Annotated in this window: 20 protein-coding genes, 1 tRNA gene and 1 other RNA gene; 18 read left to right on the top strand and 4 right to left on the bottom strand. The window is 71.9% G+C overall.

Features of this window, described 5'->3' with window-relative positions:
* The first annotated feature begins 388 nt into the window (after positions 1 to 388).
* The 7 genes from ftsE to ABH925_RS27405 all read left to right on the top strand — a co-directional run bounded on the left by ftsE (position 389) and on the right by ABH925_RS27405 (position 5,111).
* Positions 389 to 1,078 (top strand): cell division ATP-binding protein FtsE, encoded by a 690-nt coding sequence (gene ftsE / locus ABH925_RS27435; protein ID WP_370151867.1) that lies wholly within the window; start codon positions 389 to 391, stop codon positions 1,076 to 1,078.
* An 81-nt stretch (positions 1,079 to 1,159) separates the two neighbouring features.
* The gene (gene ftsX / locus ABH925_RS27430; protein WP_370151865.1) at positions 1,160 to 2,080 is read left to right on the top strand and encodes a permease-like cell division protein FtsX; all 921 of its coding nucleotides are present in this window, start codon (positions 1,160 to 1,162) and stop codon (positions 2,078 to 2,080) included.
* Between the two features lie 147 nt (positions 2,081 to 2,227).
* A complete protein-coding gene (locus tag ABH925_RS27425) occupies positions 2,228 to 3,340 on the top strand; it encodes a S41 family peptidase (RefSeq protein ID WP_370151863.1) in 1,113 nt (370 codons plus the stop codon).
* A 125-nt stretch (positions 3,341 to 3,465) separates the two neighbouring features.
* Complete coding sequence (gene smpB / locus ABH925_RS27420; RefSeq protein ID WP_370151925.1) at positions 3,466 to 3,951, top strand: SsrA-binding protein SmpB; 486 nt, start codon at positions 3,466 to 3,468, stop codon at positions 3,949 to 3,951.
* A gap of 120 nt (positions 3,952 to 4,071) precedes the next feature.
* Positions 4,072 to 4,441, top strand: a transfer-messenger RNA (tmRNA) gene (gene ssrA, locus ABH925_RS27415).
* 86 nt (positions 4,442 to 4,527) lie between these two features.
* Positions 4,528 to 4,653, top strand: coding sequence for a hypothetical protein (locus tag ABH925_RS27410; protein WP_370151861.1), 126 nt, complete (start codon positions 4,528 to 4,530; stop codon positions 4,651 to 4,653).
* A gap of 122 nt (positions 4,654 to 4,775) precedes the next feature.
* Positions 4,776 to 5,111, top strand: a complete 336-nt coding sequence (locus ABH925_RS27405) for an NIPSNAP family protein (RefSeq protein ID WP_370151859.1) — start codon at positions 4,776 to 4,778, stop codon at positions 5,109 to 5,111.
* A 137-nt stretch (positions 5,112 to 5,248) separates the two neighbouring features.
* Here ABH925_RS27405 and ABH925_RS27400 read toward each other — a convergent pair whose 3' ends face one another.
* Positions 5,249 to 6,229 (bottom strand): helix-turn-helix transcriptional regulator, encoded by a 981-nt coding sequence (locus ABH925_RS27400; protein ID WP_370151857.1) that lies wholly within the window; start codon positions 6,227 to 6,229, stop codon positions 5,249 to 5,251.
* 62 nt (positions 6,230 to 6,291) lie between these two features.
* Between ABH925_RS27400 and ABH925_RS27395 the strand changes: the two genes are divergently transcribed.
* The 4 genes from ABH925_RS27395 to ABH925_RS27380 all read left to right on the top strand — a co-directional run bounded on the left by ABH925_RS27395 (position 6,292) and on the right by ABH925_RS27380 (position 12,258).
* On the top strand, positions 6,292 to 7,416 hold the full coding sequence (locus ABH925_RS27395; protein WP_370151855.1) for a winged helix DNA-binding domain-containing protein: 1,125 nt from the start codon (positions 6,292 to 6,294) through the stop codon (positions 7,414 to 7,416).
* A 63-nt stretch (positions 7,417 to 7,479) separates the two neighbouring features.
* On the top strand, positions 7,480 to 9,777 hold the full coding sequence (locus ABH925_RS27390; RefSeq protein ID WP_370151854.1) for a UvrD-helicase domain-containing protein: 2,298 nt from the start codon (positions 7,480 to 7,482) through the stop codon (positions 9,775 to 9,777).
* A 391-nt stretch (positions 9,778 to 10,168) separates the two neighbouring features.
* Positions 10,169 to 11,620, top strand: a complete 1,452-nt coding sequence (locus ABH925_RS27385; RefSeq protein ID WP_370151852.1) for an NAD-dependent malic enzyme — start codon at positions 10,169 to 10,171, stop codon at positions 11,618 to 11,620.
* Between the two features lie 356 nt (positions 11,621 to 11,976).
* Positions 11,977 to 12,258 carry an HU family DNA-binding protein gene (locus tag ABH925_RS27380; RefSeq protein ID WP_030260605.1) on the top strand — a complete coding sequence of 94 codons (282 nt, stop codon included), beginning with the start codon at positions 11,977 to 11,979 and terminating at the stop codon, positions 12,256 to 12,258.
* 84 nt (positions 12,259 to 12,342) lie between these two features.
* On the opposite strand, the gene ABH925_RS27375 is transcribed toward ABH925_RS27380, so the two are convergent.
* Together ABH925_RS27375 and murA are read right to left on the bottom strand one after the other, a co-directional pair.
* On the bottom strand, positions 12,343 to 13,125 hold the full coding sequence (locus ABH925_RS27375; RefSeq protein ID WP_370151850.1) for a hypothetical protein: 783 nt from the start codon (positions 13,123 to 13,125) through the stop codon (positions 12,343 to 12,345).
* A gap of 57 nt (positions 13,126 to 13,182) precedes the next feature.
* On the bottom strand, positions 13,183 to 14,523 hold the full coding sequence (murA, locus tag ABH925_RS27370; RefSeq protein WP_370151849.1) for a UDP-N-acetylglucosamine 1-carboxyvinyltransferase: 1,341 nt from the start codon (positions 14,521 to 14,523) through the stop codon (positions 13,183 to 13,185).
* A 237-nt stretch (positions 14,524 to 14,760) separates the two neighbouring features.
* Here murA and ABH925_RS27365 point away from each other — a divergent pair, with 237 nt between their 5' ends.
* The 6 genes from ABH925_RS27365 to ABH925_RS27340 all read left to right on the top strand — a co-directional run bounded on the left by ABH925_RS27365 (position 14,761) and on the right by ABH925_RS27340 (position 22,684).
* A complete protein-coding gene (locus ABH925_RS27365) occupies positions 14,761 to 15,330 on the top strand; it encodes a YqgE/AlgH family protein (RefSeq protein ID WP_370151847.1) in 570 nt (189 codons plus the stop codon).
* 23 nt (positions 15,331 to 15,353) lie between these two features.
* Complete coding sequence (locus ABH925_RS27360; protein WP_370151845.1) at positions 15,354 to 15,644, top strand: DUF3039 domain-containing protein; 291 nt, start codon at positions 15,354 to 15,356, stop codon at positions 15,642 to 15,644.
* 55 nt (positions 15,645 to 15,699) lie between these two features.
* Complete coding sequence (locus tag ABH925_RS27355; RefSeq protein WP_370151843.1) at positions 15,700 to 17,373, top strand: beta-N-acetylhexosaminidase; 1,674 nt, start codon at positions 15,700 to 15,702, stop codon at positions 17,371 to 17,373.
* Between the two features lie 249 nt (positions 17,374 to 17,622).
* Positions 17,623 to 18,468 carry a xanthine dehydrogenase family protein subunit M gene (locus ABH925_RS27350; protein ID WP_370151924.1) on the top strand — a complete coding sequence of 282 codons (846 nt, stop codon included), beginning with the start codon at positions 17,623 to 17,625 and terminating at the stop codon, positions 18,466 to 18,468.
* A complete protein-coding gene (locus tag ABH925_RS27345) occupies positions 18,465 to 20,243 on the top strand; it encodes a (2Fe-2S)-binding protein (protein ID WP_370151841.1) in 1,779 nt (592 codons plus the stop codon). Before ABH925_RS27350 ends, ABH925_RS27345 begins: the two co-directional genes overlap by 4 nt.
* Entirely contained in the window at positions 20,240 to 22,684 is a 2,445-nt protein-coding gene (locus ABH925_RS27340; protein ID WP_370151839.1) for a xanthine dehydrogenase family protein molybdopterin-binding subunit, read from the top strand. Before ABH925_RS27345 ends, ABH925_RS27340 begins: the two co-directional genes overlap by 4 nt.
* Positions 22,685 to 22,814: 130 nt before the next feature.
* Here the strand turns inward: ABH925_RS27340 and ABH925_RS27335 are convergent.
* A tRNA-Cys gene (locus ABH925_RS27335) sits at positions 22,815 to 22,886 on the bottom strand.
* A gap of 264 nt (positions 22,887 to 23,150) precedes the next feature.
* Between ABH925_RS27335 and ABH925_RS27330 the strand changes: the two genes are divergently transcribed.
* Entirely contained in the window at positions 23,151 to 24,542 is a 1,392-nt protein-coding gene (locus ABH925_RS27330) for an MFS transporter (protein ID WP_370151838.1), read from the top strand.
* The last annotated feature ends 102 nt before the right edge of the window (positions 24,543 to 24,644 follow it).

Raw genomic sequence — 24,644 nt, 5'->3', positions numbered from 1 at the left:
ACCTGCCCAACGAGACACCATGCCGGGTGGGTTCCCTCCACTGTGCCATGCCGAACCCGATGGGGGCCGCTTCCCCGGTAAGGATGACAGTTGGTTATACCACCCGATCATCACAGAGTGTAGCGAGGTGCCTACTTTCGTAGGCGCGTGCCATAATTTTGCGTCGATTACATCCCATTTGACCGTGAACTCCCCCACCTTTCTGTGATCGAACCTGCGAGCTCCCGTCGGCTTCGCGTAAGGTCGGCCAACCGGGGGAGCCGTCGACCGTCCTGCGGCGCGGTTCCGCCGTCAGACCTGTCCCTGTCCGCGAGGAGGGTGGTCGAGCTACCGGTTCGCCGGTGCCCGCGACCCGCTTCCACCTAGACTGGCCGACCGTGATGCAGCCGTGATCCGATTCGACAACGTCTCCAAGACCTACCCGAAGCAGAACCGTCCCGCGCTGGACAATGTCTCGCTTGAGATCGAGAAGGGTGAGTTCGTCTTCCTGGTCGGTTCCTCCGGCTCGGGAAAGTCGACCTTCCTGCGGTTGATCCTCCGCGAGGAGCGCCCCAGCGTCGGCGAGGTGCACGTCCTGGGCAAGGACCTGGCCAAGCTGTCCAACTGGAAGGTTCCGCACATGCGGCGCCAGCTGGGCACGGTCTTCCAGGACTTCCGCCTGCTGCCCAACAAGACCGTGGGCCAGAACGTCGCCTTCGCCCTTGAGGTCATCGGCAAGCCCCGCGCCGTCATCGGCAAGGTCGTCCCCGAGGTGCTGGAACTGGTCGGCCTGGCCGGCAAGCAGGACCGGATGCCCGGCGAGCTCTCCGGTGGTGAGCAGCAGCGCGTGGCCATCGCCCGCGCCTTCGTGAACCGCCCGATGCTGCTGATCGCGGACGAGCCGACCGGAAACCTCGACCCGCAGAACTCCGTCGGCATCATGAAGCTGCTGGACCGCATCAACCGGACCGGCACCACCGTGCTGATGGCGACCCACGACCAGGCGATCGTGGACCAGATGCGCAAGCGCGTGATCGAGCTCGACCAGGGTCACCTGGTCCGCGACCAGTCCCGCGGCGTCTACGGCTACCAGCACTGAGCCGACGCGCACCGCGTTGCTCCAACCGACAGGCACACTCGGCGTCCGTGCCCAGCTGACGCCCCGACCAGCTAGGAAGTCATGCGAGCACAGTTCGTCATGTCGGAGATCGGTATCGGTCTCCGCCGCAATCTGACGATGACCATCGCGGTCATCGTGAGCGTGGCGCTCTCGCTCGCTCTGGCGGGAGCGGCCCTCCTTCTGCGTGACCAGGTCAGCAACATGCGCGGCTACTGGGACAGCAGGGTCGAGGTCTCGGTCTTCTTCTGCAACAAGACCGACGCCTCCCATCCGGCCGTGAACACCAACTGCGCCTCCGGCGCGGCCACTCAGGCCCAGATGGACTCGGTGCACGCGCAGCTGGACAAGTCCGGTCTGGTCGACCAGATCTACACGGAGACCCCGGACCAGGCGCTGACCGCGTTCAAGAAGCAGTCGCCGGACAGCCCGCTGATCCCGTCGCTGACGGCCGACTCGTTCGAGAACTCGCTGCGGGTGAAGCTCAAGGACCCGCAGCAGTACCAGATGATCACCGGACTGGTCAGCGGCCAGCCCGGGGTGCTCAAGGTCCAGGACCAGAGCGAAGTACTGAAGCCGCTGTTCAAACTGCTCAACGGCGCCCAGGTGGTGGCGCTGGTGGTGATGGGCATCATGCTGGCGGTCACCATGCTGCTGATCGTCAACACGGTCCGGGTGTCGGCGTTCAGCCGCAAGCGCGAGACCGGGATCATGCGCCTGGTCGGCGCCTCCAACTACTACGTGCAGATGCCGTTCATCGCCGAGGCCGCGTTCGCCGCGGTCGTGGGCGCGGTGCTGGCCTCGGCGATGCTGGCCGTCGGCAAGTACTTCCTGATCGACCAGTTCCTCAAGCAGCAGATCCAGCTGATCAACTTCATCGGCTGGGGCCCGGTCTTCCAGGTGATGCCGCTGATGCTGATCCTCGGTGTCGGGATGTCCTCCATCGCGGCCTTCCTGACGCTGCGTAAGTACTTGAAGGTCTGACGCCCCGACGGTCTGACGCCTCTGCAGGCGTGAATTCCACCGACTGTCGGATCGTCGGACGAACGCCCCGGTAGCTGTACTGCTTCCGGGGCGTTCTGTCGTCCGTGTGCCCCCGGTCCCGGGATGTTCGCCCTAGACTCAGCCAGCATGTCCGGTACGTATCCGCATATCCGCCTGCACCTGGCCCTGGGCCTGGTGTTCGGGGCGGTGCTTGCTGCCGGCGCGACCACCGGCGCCTGGGGCAGCCAGTCCCCGCCGGTGGGGCAACCCGTTTCGGTGCAACGGCGGTTGAGCGACGACGCGGCCCGCAGCTGGGTCGCGCAGAGCGGTGACCGCTGGGCCGCGTTCTACACCGCGCAGCAGTACGCCCGGGTCAGCGAGTCGCTGGCCGGGCGCTACGTCGGGGTCGGGCTCTGGGTGACCCGCACTCCCGACGGCGTGGACAGCGTCACCGCGGTGCGGGCCGGCAGCCCCGCCGCCGGGGCCGGAGTCCGCCCCGGAGAGCGGCTGCTGACCGTCGACGGGCGACAGGTCACCGGACTGCCGGTGACCGACGTGGTCGCGCTGCTGCGGGGCGACGGCGTCCGGGGCGGCAGCCCGGTCACGCTCACCCTGCAGCGGGCCGGCGGAGTCCGGGCGGTGACCCTGCACCGGCAGCTCCTGGACGCCGACGACGTGGTGCTGGACCATCCGGCGCGCGGCGTCACCCGGATCGTGGTCTCCGCCTTCACCACCGGGGTGGGCGACCAGGTCGAGGCCGCGCTGCGGCAGAACGCCGGCCGGTCGGGCACGGGCATCCTGCTGGACCTGCGCGGCAACTCCGGCGGGCTGGTGGACGAGGCCGTGGAGACCGCCTCCGCCTTCCTGGACGGCGGACCGGTGGCGAGCTACCAGGCGGACGGGGCGGCCGTGCAGCTCACCGCCGAGCCCGGCGGCGACACCGGTACCCCCCTGGTGGTCCTGGTCGACGGGGGCACCATGAGCGCCGCCGAACTGCTCACCGGCGCGCTGCAGGACCGGGGCCGGGCCGTGGTGGTCGGGTCGCGGACCTTCGGCAAGGGCGCGGTGCAGCAGCCGACCACGCTCGCGGACGGCTCGGTGCTGGAACGCACCGTCGGCCACTACCGCACCCCGGCCGGGCACGACCCGGACGGCACCGGGATCACCCCGGACATCACCGTGCCCCCGTCGGCAGGACCGCAGGCGGCCGAGAGCACCGCGATCGAGGTCCTGGACGGCCTGGCCGGCACCACGCCGTAGCACCGGCCGTCCACGGGGGCGCGCGGGCCGACCCGGCCGCGCCGCGACCGGCCAGGACGGGGGGTTGCGCGCGGGTGAAACCCCGGTGCCGTCCGGCGGTCCCGAGTGCGAGAATGGCCCGCATCATGGCCAAGGAAAAAGATCCCGGACGCAAGATCATCGCGCAGAACAAGAAGGCGCGACACGACTACAACATCCTCGACGAGATCGAGTGCGGCCTGGTGCTCACCGGCACCGAGGTCAAGTCGCTGCGCGCCGGCCGCGCCTCGCTGGTGGACGGCTTCGCCGAGATCACCAGCGGCGAGGCCTGGCTGCACAACGTGCACATCATGGAGTACGCGCAGGGCACCTGGACCAACCACGCGGCCCGGCGCAAGCGCAAGCTGCTGCTGCACAAGGAGGAGATCAACAAGCTCGACTCGAAGCTGCGCGAGTCCGGCTTCACCCTCGTCCCGCTGTCGCTGTACTTCAAGGACGGCCGGGCGAAGCTGATGCTGGCGCTGGCCCAGGGCAAGAAGCTGCACGACAAGCGGCAGACCCTGCGGGAGAAGCAGGACCGCCGCGAGACCGACCGCGCGCTGTCGGCGGTGCGCCGCCGCGCGCAGGGGTAATGAACTGGACCCTCGCCACGGCGGGGCCGTAGGATGGACAACGTGCCGCAGGACCCCCCAGGTCCACGCGGGATTGCGAGCGGCTGGAGAGCTCGCATTGACAAATGAACAGCACCCCATGGGGGTGATCGGTTTCGACTGGGGATGTCGATCCAGGGGAAGCGAGCCGAGGAACGCGGCAATGATCTCGTAAACCATATGTCGCAAACTATAATCGCCAACTCCAAGCGCGATTCCCTTACCCTCGCCGCCTGAGCGAGTAACTAAGGGTGTCAGACCGGGCGTGTTCCCGTCCCGGACCCTGGCATAATCTAGGGAACTCCACCGTCGCACCCGGTCACGGGGTGAGGCGGGAAATCAAACAGTGACTGGGCCTGTCGGCGGCTTGTCCGTGTGACTGCCGGGGCCGAGAAAAGCACAGCGGACTGCGCTCGGAGAAGCCCTGGTTCCGCACCACAGGACGCGGGTTCGATTCCCGCCACCTCCACCACCACCCCATGGCAATACGCCTCCGACCCGCCGAAGAATTCGGCACACGGTCGGGGGCGTTTTTGTTTGCGCAGACGGGCACGGCCCGTGGTGCACACCTACGAGTTCGACGACACCACCCGGGCCTACGTGGCCACGGGAGTGCACCGCGACCGGCTGAGCACCACCGTCCCGTTCGCGCTCGACATCAACCCGGCGGACCTGGCTCGTTGACGGCGGTTGCACGGCCGGGTGTCATGGGGTGGCGTGCTTCCGATTCCGGTCTCCGCGCTCAACGCCGCCAGTAGGGTCGGGTGGTGGGGGCGACGAGGCTCCGATTGCCACGGGAGACGGTTGTGATTCTGGAGATCCGCACGTATCGGCTGAAGCCGGGTACCACGGACGGGTTCGTTCGGGCGATGCGGGAGGAGGCGGTGCCGTTGCTGGAGAAGGCCGGTATCCGGGTGGTGGACTGCGGGGCCTCGCTGGCGTCCGAGGACGGGCACGAGGAGGCGTACCTGCTCCGCGCCTTCGCCTCGCTCGGGGAACACCAGGCGCAGGAGGAGGAGTTCTACGGCAGCGACGCGTGGTTGCGCGGCCCGCGCGAGGCCATCGTGTCCCGCATCGAGAGCTACCACTCCGTCGTCATCGAGGTCACGGAGGAGGCCGTTCAGGCGCTGCGGCGCGGGTGACCCGGTCTGTCGTGAGGGTGATCGCCATGACGCGCCTCCCGTAGCCGCACTGACCCTGCGTCATCGACCGTAGGAGTGGGACAACGTCAGTGGCCGCTGCCTTGCAGTTGATTGCAGACCGGTCCGGCCGGCCGGTGTCACAGGTCGGCCGGTGGTGGGGCGAGAGGGGTGGCGGCTGCGTGGAGGCGGGCGGCTACGCGGTGGGCGTGTTCGGCGAGTTGGACGGGTTCGACGATCTCGAACTCGTAGCCGAGGACGGCGATCCAGATCGCGATGCCGTCCAGGGAGTCCCCGGCGGTGTGCATGATGCAGCGGGAGTCGTCCAGCGGTTCCAGCAGGGCGCCGGAACCGACCGGGATCCGGTCGGCGATCTCCTCGGCGGGCGCGTGCAGGATGACCTTCGCGGAGAACCGGTAGGGCGACTGGGTGATACCGCGCAACACGTGCTCGGCCGGATCGCCCGGGAACTCGCGGACCGGGAAGCGCGGTCCGGTCGGCTGCGGCGCGGTGATCCGGTCGGCGCGGAAGGTGCGCCAGTCGTCGCGCTGGACGTCCCAGCCGAGCAGGTACCAGCGGCGGCCGACCCAGACCAGCCGCAGCGGCTCGACCTGCCGCCGGGACGGCTCGCCGCCGTGGCTGAGGTACTCGAAGCGCATCCGCATCCGGTCCCGGCAGGCTCCGGCGATGGCGGCCAGCACGTCCGGCTCCACCGTCGGGCCCTGGTGGGCGACCGTCAGCGTGGCGCTCTGCAGGGCGCTCACCCGGTGCCGCAGCCGCGAGGGCAGCACCTGTTCCAGCTTGGCCAGCGCACGCAGCGAGGTCTCCTCGATGCCGGCCACGCCACCGCCCACCGAGGTGCGCAGGCCGATCGCCACCGCCACCGCCTCGTCGTCGTCCAGCAGCAGCGGCGGCAGCGCCGCTCCCGCGCCGAGCCGGTAGCCGCCGGCCACGCCCGGGGTGGCGTGCACCGGGTAGCCGAGCTCGCGCAGCCGCTCCATGTCCCGGCGCACGGTCCGGGTGGTGATGTCCAGGCGCTCGGCGAGCTCCGGGCCGGTCCAGTCGCGATGGGTCTGCAGCAGTGACAGCAGGCGCAGCAGCCGCGCCGAGGTGTCCAACATGGAGCCAGTCTGGCAGCAATCGCGGACCGTTCCTGTCCGCGTTCGCTCCTACTGTGACGGGTATGGAGAAGATCACCGGCGCCGCCCTCAACCGTGCCCTGCTCGCCCGGCAGCTGCTGCTGGCACGGGAGCACCGCGACGTGCTGGAGACCGTGGAGCATCTGGGCGGCATGCAGGCGCAGGTCCCCAACGCCCCCTACGTCGGCCTGTGGAGCCGGCTGGCGGAGTTCGACCCGCAGCGGGTCTCGCAGCTGCTGACGGACCGTGAACTGGTCCGGATCTCGGCGATGCGCGGCACCATCCACCTGCTCAGCGCCGCGGACGCGCTGAGCTTCCGCCCGCTCTGCCAGGTCGTCAACGACCGGGGCCCGTACGGGCACAGCGTCTACCGCCGGGCGCTGGCCGGGATCGACCCGGCCGAGTTCAGGGCCAGGGCGGCCGCGCTGCTGGAGTGGGCCCCGATGAGCAACGCCGAGCTGGGGGCGGCGCTGCTGGAGGTCTATCCCGGCTACGACCCGAGCACGCTGGCCTGGGCGGTCCGGGACGGTCTGCCGCTGGTGCAGGTGCCGCCGCGCGGGCTGTGGGGGCAGAGCAGGCAGGCCACGTCGACCACGGTCGAGCACTGGCTCGGCCGCCCGCTGGACCCCGCGCCGTCGGCGGACGCCATGGTGCTGCGCTATCTGGCCGGGTTCGGGCCGGCGAGCGTTCGCGACGCGCAGGCCTGGTCCGGGCTGACCCGGCTGGCCGAGGTGTTCGAGCGGCTGCGGCCGCGGCTGCGGGTCCTCGCGGACGCGGTCTCCGGCCGCGAGCTGTTCGACCTGCCGGACGCGCCGCGCCCGGCGGAGGACACGCCCGCGCCGGTGCGCTTCCTGCCCGAGTACGACAACGTGGTGTTCGGCCTGGACGACCGCAGCCGGATCATCAGCGCCGAGGACCAGATCGGCCTGGGAAAGCAGAACAGATACCTGGCGGCGTTCCTGGTCGACGGCCGGGTCCGCGGCTCCTGGAAGCTCACCCGTGGCAAGGGCGGCCCGGACCTCACGGTGACCCCGTTCACCCCGTTGAGCCGGTCCGAACAGCAGCAGGTCGACGCCGAGGCGGACGCGCTGCTGGCGTTCCACGCCACCGCCCGGCCACTTCCGGTGCGGACGGTGACCGAACGGGGACACGCGGGTACGGGTGGATGACGTAGGATCGTCCGTCCCCCTTCACCAGGGGATGCACCGGACACCACGTACCCAGGGGGCCCCTTGACCGCGTCCAGCGAACTCGCTGCCGACACTCTCCGGGACCGGGAGGTCGCCGTCGAACAGCGGCACCTCGACCGGGTCTACAGCCGACTGGAGGAGAAGCTCGCCGAGGCCGAGTTCATTCTCAGCGACGCCTCGCGCAAGGGCTTCGTCGGCACCCCCGGCGCCCTGGCCGAGCGCGACGCGCAGGTCTACCGGGCCGGACGGCACCTGCAGCGGCTCACCAACGAGTTCGAGGACTTCCTCTTCGGCCGGATCGACCTGCAGCAGCCGGACGGCCCGGAGGAGGACGGCTTCCCCTCGCAGACCCCGCTGGACCCGGACGACCCGGCCGTCGCCGAGACCCTGCACATCGGCCGGCTGGGCGTGCTGGACACCGAGTACGGGCCGCTGGTCATCGACTGGCGGGCGCCGGCCGCCGCGCCCTTCTACCGGGCCACCCCACTGCAGCCGGGCCGCGTGGTCCGGCGCCGGGTGATCCGGTCCCGGGGGCGCCGGGTGCTGGGCGTGGAGGACGACCTGCTGCGCCCCGACCTGGAGCCGGTGCTGGACGGGGAGCCGCTGGCCATCGTGGGCGACGGGGCGCTGATGGCGACGCTGGGCCGGGCCCGCGGCCACACCATGCGCGACATCGTCTCCAGCATCCAGCAGGAGCAGGACACCGTGATCCGGGCCCAGGCCGCCGGGGCGACCCTGGTCACCGGCGGTCCGGGCACCGGCAAGACCGCGGTGGCGCTGCACCGCGCCGCCTTCCTGCTCTACCAGGACCGGCGCCGCTACGCGGGCGGGATCCTGGTGGTCAGCCCCACCCCGCTGCTGGTCTCCTACACCGAGGGCGTGCTGCCGGCCCTGGGCGAGGAGGGCCAGGTCGCGATCCGGGCCGTCGGCAGCCTGGTCGACGGCATCGAGGCGGACAGCTACGACAGCCCGGCGGTGGCCCGGATCAAGGGCTCCTCGCGGATGGTCGCGCTGATGCGCCGGGCCGCCCGGACCGCGCTGGAGACCCCGGGCGCGCCCGCCGAGCTGCGGGTCAGCGCGCTGGGCGAGGTTCTGCGGATGGACGCGGGCGCGCTGAGCACGCTGCGCCGTACCGTGCTCGGCAACGGCGGTACTCCGATCAACCTGCTCCGCCCCCGGGCCCGGCGGCTGCTGCTGGACGCGCTCTGGTCGCTGCTGCTGCGCACCCGGCCTCGATCCGGCGAGCGCACCGACCGTGAGCAGCAGCAGCGCGAGCGGGAGAGCTTCGACGAGCACGTCGCCGACGACGACCGCTTCATCACCTTCCTGGACGCCTGGTGGCCCGCGCTGACCCCGCGCCGGGCCCTGGCCACCCTGCGCGACCAGCGCCGGCTGGCCCGCCTCGCCCGGGGCTCGCTGAGCCAGCAGGAGACCCGGCTGCTGGCGGCCTCCTGGCAGCACCTGGACGCGGACGGCCGGGGCGCGCTGACCGCCCACGACGTCGCGCTGCTGGACGAGCTGCAGCTGCTGCTCGGCGAGCCGGCCCGGCCCCGGGTCCGCGAGGTCGACCCGACCGAGCTGCTGACCGGCCTGGACGAGATCACCACCTTCGCCGACCGCAGCCGGCGCAGCCACGACCCGCGCCGGGAGGTGGCCGAGCGTACCGAGTACGCCCACGTCATCGTGGACGAGGCGCAGGACCTCACGCCGATGCAGTGGCGCATGATCGGCCGCCGTTCCCGCCAGGCGACCTGGACCATCGTCGGCGACCCGGCGCAGAGCTCCTGGATCGACCCGGCCGAGGCCCAGGCCGCCATGGACGAGACCCTGGCCGGCAAGCCCCGGCGGCGCTACACCCTCACCACCAACTACCGGAACCCGGCCGAGATCGCCGAGGTCGCCGCGCGGGTGCTGGCACAGGCCGCGCCGGGGACGGAGTCGCCGCGCGCGGTGCGCTCCACCGGCGTCCACCCGAGGTTCGTCTCGGTGGCGACCGAGGACGCGGTGGGTCCGGCCGCACGCGCCGAGGTGGCGCGGCTGCTGGCCGACGTCGACGGCACGGTCGGCATCGTGGTGCCGATGGACCGGCGGGCCGAGGCGACCGGCTGGATCGCGGGGCTGGGGGAGCGCGCGGTCGCGCTGGGCAGCCTGGAGGCCAAGGGCCTGGAGTACGACGCCACGGTCGTCGCCGACCCGTCCGGGATCGCCGGCGAGTCCGAGGCGGGGCTGCGGGTGCTCTACGTGGCGCTGACCCGGGCCACCCAGCGGCTCACGGTGCTCTCGGGCCCGCTGGACCTCCCCGACCAGGACGGCGTGCCCGCACTGTTGGCAGACGAGTAACCACTTACTACCTGGGGGCGCGGGGAACTGCGCTGCCAACCCCCTACGAAGGTGCATGGTTGGCAGCGCAGTTCCTCGCGCCCCCAAAAGCAAACAAACGGCGCCCCAACCGGTGGTTGGGGCGCCGTTGCTGACGGTCAGTGCGACACCGACCCGCCATGCTCGCCTCGCGGCAAGTGGTCGCTCTAGGCGACTAAGGTTGGGCCCGGGGGCTTGGATCGAGCCGGTGTCGCACACCCAGACTAACAAAGCCCCCCGGGAACGCATTCCCTTCGCGGAAGAAACCTGGGTCCGCTCCGCTCCGTGGAACAACATTTCCAGTTACGGACCGGTAGGTGCGACGATCAGAGCACCAGCTTGATGAGCGCGCGTACGAGAGAAGGAACGTCGAATGGCGACGGTGCCGAGTGTGTCGAACTCGATCACGGTGCGGATGGAGGTCCCGGCCCGCGGCAACGCGGTGAGCCAGATCACCACCCTTGTGGAGTCCTGTGGTGGGACCGTGACCGGCCTGGATGTGACCGCGTCAGGTCACGAGGCCCTGCGTATCGACGTGACCATCGCCGCCGCCTCGGTCGGACACGCCGAGGAGATCGTCGACAAGCTGCGCACCATCGACGGCATCGCCATCGGCAAGGTCTCCGACCGCACCTTCCTGATGCACCTCGGCGGCAAGATCGAGATGTCCTCCAAGCTGCCGATCCGCAACCGCGACGACCTCAGCATGATCTACACCCCGGGCGTGGCGCGGGTCTGCATGGCGATCGCCGAGAACCCCGAGGACGCTCGCCGCCTCACCATCAAGCGCAACAGCGTCGCCGTGGTCACCGACGGCTCCGCCGTCCTCGGCCTGGGGAACATCGGCCCGATGGCCGCGCTGCCGGTGATGGAGGGCAAGGCGGCGCTGTTCAAGCGCTTCGCCGGTATCGATGCCTGGCCGATCTGCCTGGACACCCAGGACAGCGACGAGATCGTGGCCATCGTCAAGGCCATCGCGCCCGGCTTCGCGGGCATCAACCTGGAGGACATCTCCGCGCCGCGCTGCTTCGAGATCGAGGCCCGGCTGCGTGAGGCGCTGGACATCCCGGTCTTCCACGACGACCAGCACGGCACCGCGATCGTGGTGCTCGCCGCGCTGACCAACGCGCTGCAGGTGGTCGGCAAGGAGATCGGCGAGGTACGGGTCGTCATGTCCGGGGCGGGCGCGGCCGGTACGGCCATCCTCAAGCTGCTGCTGGACGCCGGTGTGCGCCACGCCACCGTCGCCGACGTGCACGGCGTGGTCCACGGGGGCCGGGACGACCTCAACGACTCGCTGCGCTGGATCGCCGAGAACACCAACCGCAGCGAGCGCACCGGCAGCCTCAAGGAGGCCGTGCGCGGCGCGGACGTGTTCATCGGGGTCTCCGCGCCGAACGTACTGGACGGCGACGACATCGCGGCGATGGCGGACGACGCGATCGTCTTCGCGCTGGCCAACCCGGACCCGGAGGTGGACCCCTCGGTGGCCCGGCACACGGCCGCGGTGGTGGCCACCGGCCGCAGCGACTTCCCCAACCAGATCAACAACGTGCTGGTGTTCCCGGGCGTGTTCCGCGGCCTGCTGGACGCGCAGAGCCGGACCGTGAACAGTGAGATGATGATCGCCGCCGCGCGGGCGCTGGCGGCCACGGTCAGCCGTGAGGAGCTCAACGCGAACTACATCATCCCCAGCGTGTTCCACCCCGACGTGGCCAAGACCGTCGCGGCCGCGGTCCGCGAGGCGGCGCAGGCGGCGGGCACCGCCGGTGCCTCCGCGACCGCGGTCGGCGAAACCGGAGCAATCCCGGTCATTCCGTCCTGACCAAACAGGCCGTTTGGGGGCATCTCGCACCAGGGCGTACGGTATCCCTGCACCGGCGCGTCGTGTCCGCTCGATCGAGGACCGTCCGCCTAGAGTGTCCGGCGAGAGTAGACGAAACGTCATCGTGTCCAGTGCACGCCGCTGTTCGTGTGACTCTCGCAGGAGCCGGATTCGCTTTCCCGGCAGTGGTGGGGGCAGGATTCGTCCCAAGGCAAGAGATTTGCGCAGCCTGGGGAGCTGGACACAACCCCCATCGCCTGTCGGCCCGCCACCCCCAGAAGGTGGCGCGACAGCCGAGGCGGCGGTCCTCCGGGGCAGCCGAGGATCGCAACGCGACAGACCACAATGGAGTACACATGAACCGCAGTGAGCTGGTGGCCGCTCTTTCCGAGCGTGCCGAGGTGACCCGCAAGGACGCCGACGCCGTCCTGGCCGCGCTCGCCGAGGTCGTCGGCGACGTCGTCGCCAAGGGTGACGAGAAGGTCACCATCCCCGGCTTCCTGACCTTCGAGCGCACCCACCGTGCCGCCCGTACGGCGCGCAACCCGCAGACCGGCGACCCGATCCAGATCGCCGCCGGCTACAGCGTCAAGGTCTCCGCGGGCTCCAAGCTCAAGGAAGCCGCCAAGGGCAAGTAAGTCCCTCCGGCAGCAGTGGCGGCGACCCGGTCCTCCTCGGACCGGGTCGCCGCCGCCGTATCCGGCCACCGGCGTTCGCAGTGGCTACCAGCGGATCCAGACCGTGAGCGGGCCCACCGGGGTGAAGCCCTGGGCGAGCGCCGTGGTCAGCTCGTCGCCGTGCTCGTAGCCGACCACCGGCCGCCCCGGCCACAGCCGCGCCATCGCGGTCAGCGCGCCGCGCCAGGCGTCGTCGGGCGGGCCGTCCACGGCGAAGAGGTTGGAGATCCCGACCACCTCCGCCACCGCGCTGCTGCGGTTGGCGACCGCCCCGGCGACGATGCGGCCGTCCGACCAGCCGGCCAGCACCGCGACGTCGGGCTCGGCGAGCAGCCGGGGCCGGAAGAGGTCGGCGAGGCCCTGCCCGCTGTCCCAGGCGGACGCCCAGGCGGCCAGCTCCGCCTCGTCCCTGACGGCGAACCAGGTCGCGGTACGGGGCGGGGCGACCGGGGCGTCCGGGTCGCGCAGCAGCCACTGGGCGTCGAAGAGCCGGCTGAAGCCCTGCCCGGTGAGGTCCAGTGCGGCGTAGGAGTCCTTGACCGAGGGACTTGTTGACGCGGCGTCAATCCCGGCCAGCGCGGCAGCCGCTGTCGCGCCCGGGGAGAGGGTCACGGTGTCCGGGTAGAGCGGTGGTGGCGCGGTCTCGCCGTGCCACAGGCTGTCGGTGAAGGTGCCGCCGGTGGGGGAGCGGTGTGCCCGCAGCATGGCCGCACACCACTGCGCGTTGTTCCATGCCGCCGCCCGCACCCAGGTCTCATGGTGCCCGGCCTCGTGGTGCCCGGCCTGATGGTGCGTGGTCCGACGGTCCGCCGCAGTCGCCTCAGTCACCCACTGGAGTCTTCCAGCGGGCGACCGAGGGCGGCAAACGAATTATTCGGACCCGGACTACTCGGCGGTGCCGCCCTCGCCGGGGAGCTCCACGTGGGCGCCGAGGGCCCGGAGCTTGTCCATGAAGTTCTCGTAGCCCCGGTTGATCAGGTCGATGCCGTGCACCCGGGAGGTGCCCTGGGCGGCCAGCGCCGCGATCAGGTAGGAGAAGCCGCCGCGCAGGTCGGGGATGACCAGTTCGCCGCCCTGCAGCTTGGACGGCCCGGAGACCACCGCGGAGTGCAGGAAGTTGCGCTGCCCGAAGCGGCAGGGGGTGCCGCCGAGGCACTCGCGGTAGAGCTGGATGTGGGCGCCCATCTGGTTCAGCGCCGAGGTGAAGCCGAGTCGCGACTCGTACACCGTCTCGTGCACGATGGACAGGCCGTCGGCCTGGGTCAGCGCGACCACCAGCGGCTGCTGCCAGTCGGTCTGGAACCCGGGGTGGACGTCGGTCTCCAGGGCGATGGCGTTGAGCTCGCCGCCCGGGTGCCAGAAGCGGATGCCCTCGTCGTCGACCTCGAACGCCCCGCCGACCTTCCGGAAGGTGTTGAGGAAGGTCATCATCTCCAGCTGGCGCGCGCCCCTGACGTAGATGTTGCCGGCGGTGGCCAGCGCCGCGCAGGCCCAGGAGGCGGCCTCAAGGCGATCCGGCAGGGCGCGGTGGGTGTAGCCGCCGAGCCGGTCGACGCCGGTGACCAGGATGGTGCGGTCGGTGCCCATGGAGATGATGGCGCCCATCTTCTGCAGCACGCAGATGAGGTCGACGATCTCCGGCTCGATGGCGGCGTTGCGCAGCTCGGTCACGCCCTCCGCGAGCACCGCGGTGAGCAGCACCTGCTCGGTGGTGCCGACCGAGGGGTAGGGCAGCTCGATCTTGCAGCCGCGCAGCCGCTGCGGGGCGGTGAGCACGGTGCCCTGCGGGTGCTTCTCGATGACCGCGCCGAACTGGCGCAGCACGTCGAAGTGGAAGTCGACCGGGCGGCCGCCGATGTCGCAGCCGCCGAGGCCGGGGATGAACGCGTGGCCGAGACGGTGCAGCAGCGGGCCGCAGAACAGGATCGGGATCCGCGAGCTGCCGGCGTGCGCGTCGATGTCGGCGACATTGGCGCTCTCCACGTGCGACGGGTCGAGCACCAGCTCGCCGACCTCGTCGCCGGTGCGCACGGTCACCCCGTGCAGCTGCAGCAGGCCGCGGACCACCTTGACGTCGCGGATGTCCGGGACGTTGCGCAGCCGGCTGGGCTCATGGCCGAGCAGGGCGGCCACCATGGCCTTGGGTACGAGGTTCTTCGCACCGCGGACACGGATCTCGCCTTCGAGCGGAGCACCGCCGTGCACAAGCAGGACGTCGTCGGTCATGTTCTCGCGATCCTGGGGAGGGTGGTGGGGCAGGGGGTGATACCGGCGCACATGGTTCCGTTACCCCCGAAGATGGTAATGGGCATGGCGGTGGTTCCCGGTTCCCCTGAGGCCTTGGTATGGAAAGGGCAACATCCCTGGTGGGCCGTCAGCGACTGTGGCGAAGGTCTCATCCGGCCGGGGGCGTGACCGGCGCCTGCGTTGCCCGTCCGGAGGACTGTGCGGGACCATCGGTCCATGACCGAGGCCGTCTCCCTCGCGGGCAGGCTGCTCGTGGCAACGCCCGCGCTGACCGATCCCAACTTCGACCGTGCGGTGGTGCTGCTCCTGGACCACGACGCCGAGGGCACCCTCGGCGTGGTGCTGAACCGACCCACGCCGGTGGAGGTGGAGGCGGTGCTGGAGGCCTGGGCCGAGCTGGCCGGTGCGCCGGCGGTGGTGTTCCAGGGTGGTCCGGTGGCGCTGGACTCCGCGCTGGCGCTGGCCGTGGTGCCGGGGGAGCAGGCTGCCGAGGAGGTACTGGGCTGGCGCCGGGTGCACGGTGCGATCGGCCTGGTGGACCTGGAGGCGCCGCCGGAGCTGCTGGCGGCCGAGCTGGGCTCGCTGCGGGTCTTCGCCGGCTACGCGGGCTGGGCGCCCGGGCAGCTGGAGGACGAGCTGCTGGAGGGCGCCTGGTACGTGGTGGAGTCCGAGCCGGGCGATGTCTCCGCCCCGGACCCGGAGCGGCTGTGGCGCTCGGTGCTGCGGCGGCAGCGGGGAGAACTGGCCATGGTGGCGACCTACCCGGACGACCCTTCGATGAACTAGCGGAGGTTCTAGACTGGTCTGCTATGAGCACTCTTGAACCCGAGCCCGAGCGCGCCGGCGGCCTCGGCACCCTCGTCGAGTCCGTACCCCAGACCTCGCACGGCGACGGCGACCACGAGCGCTTCGCGCACTACGTGAAGCGCGACAAGGTCATGGACAGCGCGCTGTCCGGATCGCCGGTCGTGGCGCTCTGCGGCAAGGTCTGGGTGCCGGGCCGCGACCCGAAGAAGTACCCCGTCTGCCCGATGTGCAAGGAGATCTACGACGGCCTCGACGGCGGCGGGGACAAGGACAAGGGCGGCAAGGGAAAGTAGCCGGCGGCCCACTGGTCTGTACCAGTGGGGGCAGAGCGGGGCAGGATGAGTTCTTATGGACCTCATACCTGCCCCGCTCGACGTTCACGCACCCGGCGAGGGCTTCTTCCACCTTGACGCGGACACGGTACTCAGCGGCGGCCCGGGCACGGAATCGGTCGAGTGGTGGCTGCGGGCCACGCTCGGGGCCGCCACCGGGCTGCCGCTGCGCCCGGCGGCCCAGCCCGGCTCGGGCGGGATCGAGCTGACGCTGGTGGAGGGCATGGAGCCGGAGGAGTACCGGCTCCATGTCGCCCGTGGGCATGTTCGCATCACCGCCGCTGGCGAGGCGGGGCTGTTCTGGGGTGCGCAGACGCTGCGCCAGCTGCTGGGCCCGGAGGCCTTCCGCCGCTCCCCGCTCAAGCGCGAGGGCTGGACGGTCCCGTACGGCACGGTCAGGGACAGGCCGCGCTTCGGCTGGCGCGGGGTGCTGCTGGACGTCTCCCGGCACTTCCTGCCCAAGGCGGACGTGCTGCGCTACCTGGACCTGCTGGCCGCACACAAACTCAACGTGCTGCACCTGCACCTGACGGACGATCAGGGCTGGCGGATCGAGATCCGGCGGTACCCCCGGCTGACCGAGGTCGGCTCCTGGCGCGAGCGCTCCATGGTCGGCTTCCGCGACGGCGACCGGCGCGACGACCGGCCGCACGGCGGCTTCTACACCCAGGACGACCTGCGCGAGATCGTCGCCTACGCCGCGCAGCGGCAGATCACCGTGGTCCCCGAGATCGACGTCCCCGGACACTCCCAGGCCGCCATCGCCGCCTACCCGGAGCTGGGCAACAGCGACGTCGTGGACACCGCCAGTCTCGGGACCCTGACCGACTGGGGCATCAACCCCAATGTGCTCAACGTCGAGGAGAGCACCCTGCGGTTCTACGAGAACGTGCTGGAGGAGGTCCTGGAGATCTTCCCGTCCACCTTCGTGCACCTCGGCGGCGACGAGTGCAACAAGGACCAGTGGCGGGCCAGCCCGGCCGCCCAGGCCCGGATGAAGGAACTGGGGCTGGCCGACGAGGACCAACTGCAGAGCTGGTTCCTGCGGCACTTCGACGGCTGGCTGTCGGCCCGGGGACGCCGGCTGATCGGCTGGGACGAGATCCTGGAAGGGGGCATGCTCGAAGAGCATTCGAACAAGGGTGGTGGTGGGCGACGGGAGGGCGGCCTGGCCTCCGGCGCGGCGGTGTCGTCCTGGCGCGGGTACGCGGGCGGGGTCGCCGCCGCGCGGGCCGGACACGATGTGGTGATGTGCCCCGAGCAGCACGTCTACCTGGACCACCGGGAGGGCCCCGGGGCGGACGAGCCGATCCCGGTCGGCTGGGTACGCACCCTGGAGGACGTCTACCGGTTCGAGCCGCTGCCGCCGGTGCTGTGCGACGATCCGGCGGCCGCGGCGCATGTGATCGGCACTCAGGCGAACCTGTGGACCGAGTTCATGGACGACGTGCGCTCGGTCGACTACCACGCCTTCCCCAGGCTGGCCGCCTTCGCCGAGGTTGCCTGGTCGCGGCTGCCGCAGGAGCCGGCCGAGCGCGACTGGGCCGGCTTCGAGGCGCGGATGCGGACCCACCTGGCCCGCCTCGACGCCCTCGGCGTCGAGTACCGCCCGGCCTCCGGCCCGCACCCCTGGCAGCAGCGCCCGGGTGTGGTCGGCCGCCCGACGGAGGGCGTGCCGCCGGTGGAGTGAGCCGCCGTGCACACCCACCGTGCACACCCACCACGCATCCCACCGCATGTCTCCGCCTACTTCTCACACCATATCAATTCGGGCATTGAGGACGACTGAAGCGGCCACGGACCGGTCGCGGAGCTGTCACCATGCTGTCTGGATGGCGGAAGGGTGCGCTGCCGCCCTGTTTGCACGTACGGTACGGGCGAGAAGCGGCAGCGGCGTGAGGGACCCGAGCACGGTGGGACACAGGTGAACCAGACGATCATGCTCCCGGCCTCGCTGGACGAGGCGGTCGAGGCGCTCGCGGCCTCCCCGGCCGCGGTGCCGGTGGCCGGCGGGACCGACCTGATGGGTGCGGTCAACGCCGGTCTGCTGCGCCCGATGGCGCTGATCGGCCTGGGCCGGATCAACGAGCTGCGCGGCTGGCAGTACCAGGACGGCGCCGCCCAGCTCGGCGCCGGTCTGACCCACGCCCGGATGGGCCGCCCCGACTTCGCCGCGCTGATGCCGGCCCTGGCCGAGGCGGCCCGCAGCGCGGGCCCGCCGCAGGTCCGCAACGCCGGGACGCTCGGCGGCAACATCGTCACCGCCGACCCGGCCGGGGACACCCTGCCGGTGCTGGCCGCGCTGGAGGCCACGGTCACCCTGGTCGGCCCCGAGGGCGCCCGCGAGGTCCCGGTGAGCCACCTGCTGACCGGACTCGACCCGATGCGTGGCGGCGAACTGCTGGGCTACGTCCGGGTGCCGCTGCTGCACGCCCCGCAGGTCTTCCTCAAGGCCACCTCCCGTACCGGCCCGTCCCGGGCCACCGCGTCGGTGGCGCTGGTGCTCGACCCGGCCCGGCGCGCGGTGCGCTGCGCGGTCGGCGCGGTCGCGCCGGTGCCGCTGCGGCCGCTGGAGGCCGAGCAGTGGGTGTCCGGCTGCGTCGACTGGGACGGCGACCGGTCCATCGACCCCGCCGCCGCGGCGGCCTTCGGCGAGTACGTGGCCTCGGCCTGCGTGCCCGAGCCACCGGGGTCCCCGGAAGGGGGGCCGGAGGCGGGCGTCGTACGGTTGCGACGTACGGTGTCCGTACTGGCCCGCCGCGCACTCGGGAGGGCGCTGAAGTGACTGACTATCTGACGAATCCCGCCCCGGTCGGCGCCGACATCCCGTTCGGTGCTGTCGACGAGTCCCCGCGTGCCTCGTACACCCTGCGGGTGAACGGCCTGGAGCGGCCGGTCACCGACGCCTGGATCGGCGAGAGCCTGCTGTACGTGCTGCGCGAGCGGCTCGGCCTGGCCGGTGCGAAGGGCGGCTGCGAGCAGGGCGAGTGCGGGGCCTGCTCGGTGCAGCTGGACGGTCAGCTGACCGCCGCCTGCCTGATCCCCGCCGCGCTGGCGGCGGACAGCGAGATCCGTACCGTCGAGGGCCTGGCCGCCGACGGCACCGCCTCCGACGTGCAGCGGGCGCTGGCCGAGAGCGGCGCCGTGCAGTGCGGGTACTGCGTGCCCGGGCTGGCCATGGCCGTGCACGACCTGCTGGAGCGCAACCACCAGCCCACCGAGCTGCAGGCCCGCGAGGCGCTGTGCGGCAACCTCTGTCGTTGCACCGGCTACCAGGGCGTGCTGGCCGCGGTCCAGGCCGTGGCCGAGGCGCGCGCCGAGGACCCGGAGGAGGAGCCCGAGGACGCCGCCGGGGACACCCTCGCAGGCGCGGACGCCTCGGTGCCGGAGCAGTCCTCGGGCGCGGCGGAGGGTGCTGCGCAGGCGCCGGTCCAGTCCGCCGAGGCCCTGGCGGGACCGGGCGACCCGCATGCTCCCGCAGCCGGCCACCCCTACCCGCCGGGCGCGGCGGACATGACCGGCGCCGCCCCGCACGCCCACGGGCGCTCCGGGGCCGACGCGTTCGCCCCCACCCAGTTCGAGCCCGGCCACGGCGAAACGGGCCACGGCGGGACGGGGCAGTTCGAGACCGGGCAGTTCAGCGCGGTTCCGGCTGATGGCGGGTCGTCCGACGGTGGGCAGTTCGCGACGGGTCAGTTCGACGCGAGCCTGTTCCGTGAGGGCCAGGTCGAGGGCAGTGGGCCTGCGACCGGGCAGTTCGACGTGGGTCAGTTCGCGACGGGTCAGTTCGACGCGAGTCTGTTTCGTCCGGACCCGGCGGAGGCCGAAGGGTCCGCCACCGGGCAGTTCGACGCAGGGCAGTTCGCGACCGGCCAGTTCGACGCGAGTCAGTTCCGCGCGGCTCCCGCCGAGGGCAGTGGGCCCGCGACCGGGCAGTTCGACGTGGGTCAGTTCGCGACGGGTCAGTTCGACGCGAGTCTGTTCCGTCCGGACCCGGCAGAGGCCGAAGGGTCCTCCAGCGGCCAGTTCGATGCGAGTCAGTTCCGCGCGGCTCCGGTCGAGGGCGGGGGGCCCGCGAGCGGGCAGTTCGACGCCGGCCAGTTCCGCGCGGCTCCGGTCGAGGGCGGGGCGGCCGAGCCAGGGACGACCGGCAACGGTCAGTTCGCGACGGGCCAGTTCCACACCGGCCAGTTCGAGACCGGCCAGTCGCACACGGGTCAGTTCGCGCCGGGGCAGTTCGACGGCGGGCATTTCGACAATGCGCAGTTCGACGCGGGGCATGCGGGCACCGGTCAGTTCGACGCCGGGCAGTTCCACACGGGGCAGTTCGACACGTCGCAGTTCCAGGCCACCCAGTTCGAGGAGCCGGCCTTCACCGCTGCGGAGTTCGACACCACCCAGCTCGCGGTGATCCGTCCGGACGAGGCCGCCCCCGGCGTCTACCGGGGTGAGCCGGAGCCCGGCGTCTACGTGCTGCCGCATCAGCAGCAGCACCACCCGCACGACCAGCCGCAGCACACGCAGCCGCAGCACACCCCTGCCCCGGAGGCCGGAGCATGACCACGCCCCCCGGCGACGACGACACCCTGACCGCGCCGCTGCCGGGCGTCCGTCCCGGCGCGCCGGGGAGCGCGACCGGGACCGCGCTCGGCGGACTGCTGGCGCCGGCCGCCGCCGTGACGACCGCGGCGAGGCCGCAGGGCGGCACGCCGGGCGCGGCCGACGCCGGGGACGGTCCGGCCGTGGGGCTGGGCGCCTCGCCGGTTCGGGCCGACGCGCTGGCCAAGGCCATGGGCACCTTCCCCTACGCCGCCGACCTCTGGGCCGAGGGTCTGCTCTGGGGCGCCATCGCCCGCGCCCCCCATGCCCACGCGCGCATTCTCTCGGTCGACTGCAGCCAGGCGCTGGCGATCCCCGGCGTGCACGCCGTGGTCACCGCGGCGGATCTGCGGCTCGGTCCGAACGGCGTGCCGGACGGCGCGCCCAGCGGGCCGATCGTGCAGGACCGGCCGGTCTTCGCGGTCGACATGGTGCGCCACTTCGGCGAGCCGATCGCCGCCGTTGCCGCCGACCACCCGGACACGGCCCGGCTCGCGGCTGCCGCGATCGTCGTCGCGTACGAACCGCTGGAGCCGTTGACCGACCCCGAGCAGGCGTTCACCGCGCCGCCGATCCACCCCGACGGCAACCTGTTCCGGCATCAGCCGGTGCGCTTCGGCGACCCGGAGGCGGTCGGCGAGGTGGTGGTCGAGGGCCTCTACCAGATCGGCCGCCAGGACCCGGCGCCGATCGGCGCCGAGGCCGGCCTGGCCGTGCCGCGTCCGGACGGCGGCGTGGAGCTGCACGTCGCCAGCACGGACCCGCACGGTGACCGGGACCGCGCCGCGCACTGCCTGGGGCTGACACCGGACCAGGTCCGGCTGGTTGTCAGCGGCGTGCCCGGGGCCACCGCCGACCGCGAGGACCTGGGCTTCCAGGTCGCGCTCGGCCTGCTGGCGATCCGTACCGGGCACCCGGTCAAGATGGCGCTGACCCGGGAGGAGTCCTTCCTCACCCACGCGCACCGGCATCCGGCGCTGCTGCGCTACCGCCACCACGCCGACGTCGAGGGCCGGCTGGTCAAGGTCGAGGCGCAGCTGCTGCTGGACGGCGGTGCCTACGCCGAGGTCTCCAGCGAGGCGCTGGCCGCGGCGGCGGCGCTGGCGGTCGGCCCGTACGTGGTCCCGCACGTGTTCATCGACGCCTGGGCGGTGCGCACCAACAACCCGCCGGCCGGGCGGATGCGCGGCGAGGGCGCACTGCAGGCCTGCTTCGCCTACGAGTCGCAGCTGGACAGGCTGGCCGCCGCGCTGGACCTGGACCCGCTGGAGATCCGGCGCCGCAACGCCCTGTCGACCGGTGACCTGCTGCCGACCGGACAGGCCGTGACCTGCCCGGCGCCGGTGCGCCAGCTGCTGGACGCGCTGACCGCCGAACCGCTGCCGCCGCTGCCGGTGGACCAGCCGGACGCGGAGTGGCTGCTGCCCGGCGGCCCCGGCGGGGCGGGCGACCCGGCCGCCGTGCGACGCGGCATCGGCTACGCGGTGGGCATGGTGCACATGCTGGGCGCGGAGGGCACCGACGAGGTCTCGACCGCCTCGGTACGGGTCAGCGGCGCGCAGGCGTCGGTGATCTGCACGGCCGTGGACACCGGCACCGGCTTCTCGACCCTGGCCCGGCAGATCGTCCAGGACGTGCTGGGTGTCACCGACGTCTACATCGCCCCGGTGGACACCGACCAGCCGCCGGCCGGACCGTCCGCGCGCGGACGCCAGACCTGGGTGTCCGGCGGCGCGGTCGAGCGGGCCGCGCTGATGGTGCGGCACCAGCTGCTGCAGCCGCTGGCGGTGCAGTTCGGCATGTCGCCCGAGCTGCTCAGCATCGGCGACGGCAAGATCACCTCCTATGACGGGGTGCTCGGCATGCCGGTGCTGCAGGCGCTGGAGGGCAAGGACCTGTGGGCCACGGCGCAGTGCCGTCCGCACCCGACCGAGCCGCTGGACCCGGAGACCGGGCAGGGCGACGCCTTCGTCAGCCTGGCGTTCTGCGCGATGCGGGCCGTGGTGGACGTGGACGTGGAGCTGGGCACGGTGCGGGTGGTCGAACTGACCGTCGCCCAGGACGTCGGCCGGGCGCTGAACCCCGAGCAGATCGAGGCCAGGATCGAGGCCGGGGCGACCCAGGGCCTGGGCCTGGCGCTGATGGAGGAGCTGGTCAGCGAGGGCGGCCGGATCGCCAACCCCTCGTTCACCCGCTACCGGCTGCCGACCTCGCTGGACGCCCCGGTGATCAGGATCGCGGCGCTGCTGGAGGAGCGCGACGTGGTCGCGCCCTTCGGCGCGAAGGCGGTCGGCGCGGCTCCGGCGGCGGTCGCTCCGGCGGCGGTCGCGGCGGCGGTGCGCGCGGCGACCGGGCAGCCGGTGTCCCGGCTGCCGATTCCGGCCGAGGACCTGATGGTGTAGCGGCGGTTTCGCAGAATCGGTGCGGAGAACAGAGCCGGCGCGGAGAACAAAGCCGGGAGAACAAGGGAACGCCGAATTCCGGAGGGTCGAATGCGACCCTCCGGAATTCTTTTTGCGCTGGCGCGCGGGGAGGCCATGACCGGATTCGAACCGGTGTAAACCGCTTTGCAGGCGGTCCCCTGAACCACTCGGGCACACGGCCGGGCTGGGGGTACGTTCGGAGCGGGGGTACGGGTGATGCGGACCGGATACGGTCAGGCGGCGGAGCGACAACACGCCGCGCCGGTACACGCGCCCGGACAGGTGCTGATGTTCATCAGTACTCTCCTGTCCTCGGTAATGGGGCGTCGTCCAGCTCGTGGAATTGACTCTACGGTATCGGCCCCGGTATTCGTCAACACCCTCCCGGAAATCAAGGAAATCAGGTCAGCTGCCAACCGGACGGTCGCGCCTTACACTCACTCTGGTGACCACCCACACCACCGCCACCGTCCGGGGCCCCGCCGAGGAGCAGTACGGCGTGCTGGGCGGCCCGTACCGGGCGCTCACCTTCGGCATCGTGTCGACCGTGCTGCTGGTGGCCTTCGAGGCCACCGCCGTGAACACCGCCATGCCGGTCGCCGCCCGCGCACTGCACGGTCTGGGGCTCTACGCCTTCGCGTTCTCCGGCTACTTCACCGCCAGCCTGCTGGCGATGGTGGTCTCGGGGGAGTGGAGCGACAAGCGCGGCCCGCTCGGTCCGCTGTCGGCCGGGATCGGCCTGTTCGGGGCCGGCCTGGTGGTGGCCGGGACCGCGCAGACGATGTGGACCTTCGTGGCCGGCCGCGCGATCCAGGGGCTCGGCGGCGGACTGCTGATCGTGGCCCTGTACGTGGTGGTCGGGCGCGCCTATCCGGAACGGCTGCGGCCGTCCGTCTTCGCGGCGTTCTCCGCCTCGTGGGTGCTGCCCTCGATCGTCGGCCCGGTGATCTCCGGGACGGTCACCCAGCATCTGGGCTGGCGCTGGGTGTTCCTGTCGATACCGGTACTGGTGCTGCTCCCGGTCTCGCTGATGCTGCCTCAGCTGCGCCGGCTGCAGGCCGAGGACACCGGTGAGCGCGGCTGGGACCTGGACCGCCGTCGGATCCGGCTGGCGCTGGCGCTCGCCGCCGGCGCCGGTCTGCTGCCGTACGCGGGGCAACTGCTCGACGTGCTGGCGCTGGTCCCGGCCGCGGCAGGGCTGGCGCTGCTGGTTCCGGCCGCGGCCGGTCTGCTGCCGCGTGGCATGTTCCGGGCGGCGCGCGGGCTGCCGACGGTGATCCTGCTGCGCGGGCTGGCGGCGGGCGCGTTCTTCGCGGCCGAGGCCTTCATCCCGCTGATGCTGGTCACCCAGCGCGGCCTGTCCCCGACGCTGGCCGGGCTCTCGCTCACCAGCGGCGGCCTCAGCTGGGCCGGAGGCTCCTGGCTGCAGGGCCGCCCGTGGGCGAACCGGCACCGCTCGCTGCTGATCCGGGCGGGCTTTGTGATGTCGGCCGCCGCCATCGCGGGGTCGGGCCTGGCCCTGCTCCACTCGGTTCCGCCCTATGTGGTGGCCGTGGCCTGGGCGGTCGGCGGTGCGGGTATGGGGATGACCATCGCCAGCGTCGGGGTGCTGATGCTGGCCCTCTCCGACGCCGACGACACCGGCGAGAACTCGGCCTCGCTGCAGGTCAGCGACGCCCTGGGCAACGTCCTGCTGACCGGCCTGGCGGGCGTGCTGTTCACCACGCTGGGCGCCGGCAGCACCGGCGGGTTCGCCGCGATCTTCGCCACCATGACCGGCGTCGCCCTGATCGGCGCGGCCGTCTGCGGCCGCGCCGCGCCCGCCCGGCCCCGGTAGCGCCTCGTTCCGGAGTTGCGACGGTTATGCCGGGCCGCCCCAGTAGGCTAGGCGGGTTGTCCGAAGAGACCTGACGGACGTCCACTGCCGCCGACACCGCCG

The sequence above is a fragment of the Streptacidiphilus sp. EB129 genome (assembly GCF_041262645.1).
In the GTDB taxonomy this organism is placed as follows: domain Bacteria; phylum Actinomycetota; class Actinomycetes; order Streptomycetales; family Streptomycetaceae; genus Streptacidiphilus.
The sequence above is the reverse complement of the archived record's forward strand: the minus strand, read 5'-3'. Positions and strand labels throughout refer to the sequence as shown.

Bases quoted from the DNA above. Each gene is read 5' to 3' on its own strand.
- ftsX (WP_370151865.1), top strand. From the start codon at position 1,160: ATGCGAGCACAGTTCGTCATGTCGGAGATCGGTATCGGTCTCCGCCGC.
- ABH925_RS27425 (WP_370151863.1), top strand. From the start codon at position 2,228: ATGTCCGGTACGTATCCGCATATCCGCCTGCACCTGGCCCTGGGCCTG.
- smpB (WP_370151925.1), top strand. From the start codon at position 3,466: ATGGCCAAGGAAAAAGATCCCGGACGCAAGATCATCGCGCAGAACAAG.
- ABH925_RS27400 (WP_370151857.1), bottom strand. From the start codon at position 6,229: ATGTTGGACACCTCGGCGCGGCTGCTGCGCCTGCTGTCACTGCTGCAG.
- ABH925_RS27395 (WP_370151855.1), top strand. From the start codon at position 6,292: ATGGAGAAGATCACCGGCGCCGCCCTCAACCGTGCCCTGCTCGCCCGG.
- ABH925_RS27385 (WP_370151852.1), top strand. From the start codon at position 10,169: ATGGCGACGGTGCCGAGTGTGTCGAACTCGATCACGGTGCGGATGGAG.
- ABH925_RS27380 (WP_030260605.1), top strand. From the start codon at position 11,977: ATGAACCGCAGTGAGCTGGTGGCCGCTCTTTCCGAGCGTGCCGAGGTG.
- murA (WP_370151849.1), bottom strand. From the start codon at position 14,523: ATGACCGACGACGTCCTGCTTGTGCACGGCGGTGCTCCGCTCGAAGGC.
- ABH925_RS27365 (WP_370151847.1), top strand. From the start codon at position 14,761: ATGACCGAGGCCGTCTCCCTCGCGGGCAGGCTGCTCGTGGCAACGCCC.
- ABH925_RS27360 (WP_370151845.1), top strand. From the start codon at position 15,354: ATGAGCACTCTTGAACCCGAGCCCGAGCGCGCCGGCGGCCTCGGCACC.
- ABH925_RS27355 (WP_370151843.1), top strand. From the start codon at position 15,700: ATGGACCTCATACCTGCCCCGCTCGACGTTCACGCACCCGGCGAGGGC.
- ABH925_RS27350 (WP_370151924.1), top strand. From the start codon at position 17,623: ATGCTCCCGGCCTCGCTGGACGAGGCGGTCGAGGCGCTCGCGGCCTCC.
- ABH925_RS27340 (WP_370151839.1), top strand. From the start codon at position 20,240: ATGACCACGCCCCCCGGCGACGACGACACCCTGACCGCGCCGCTGCCG.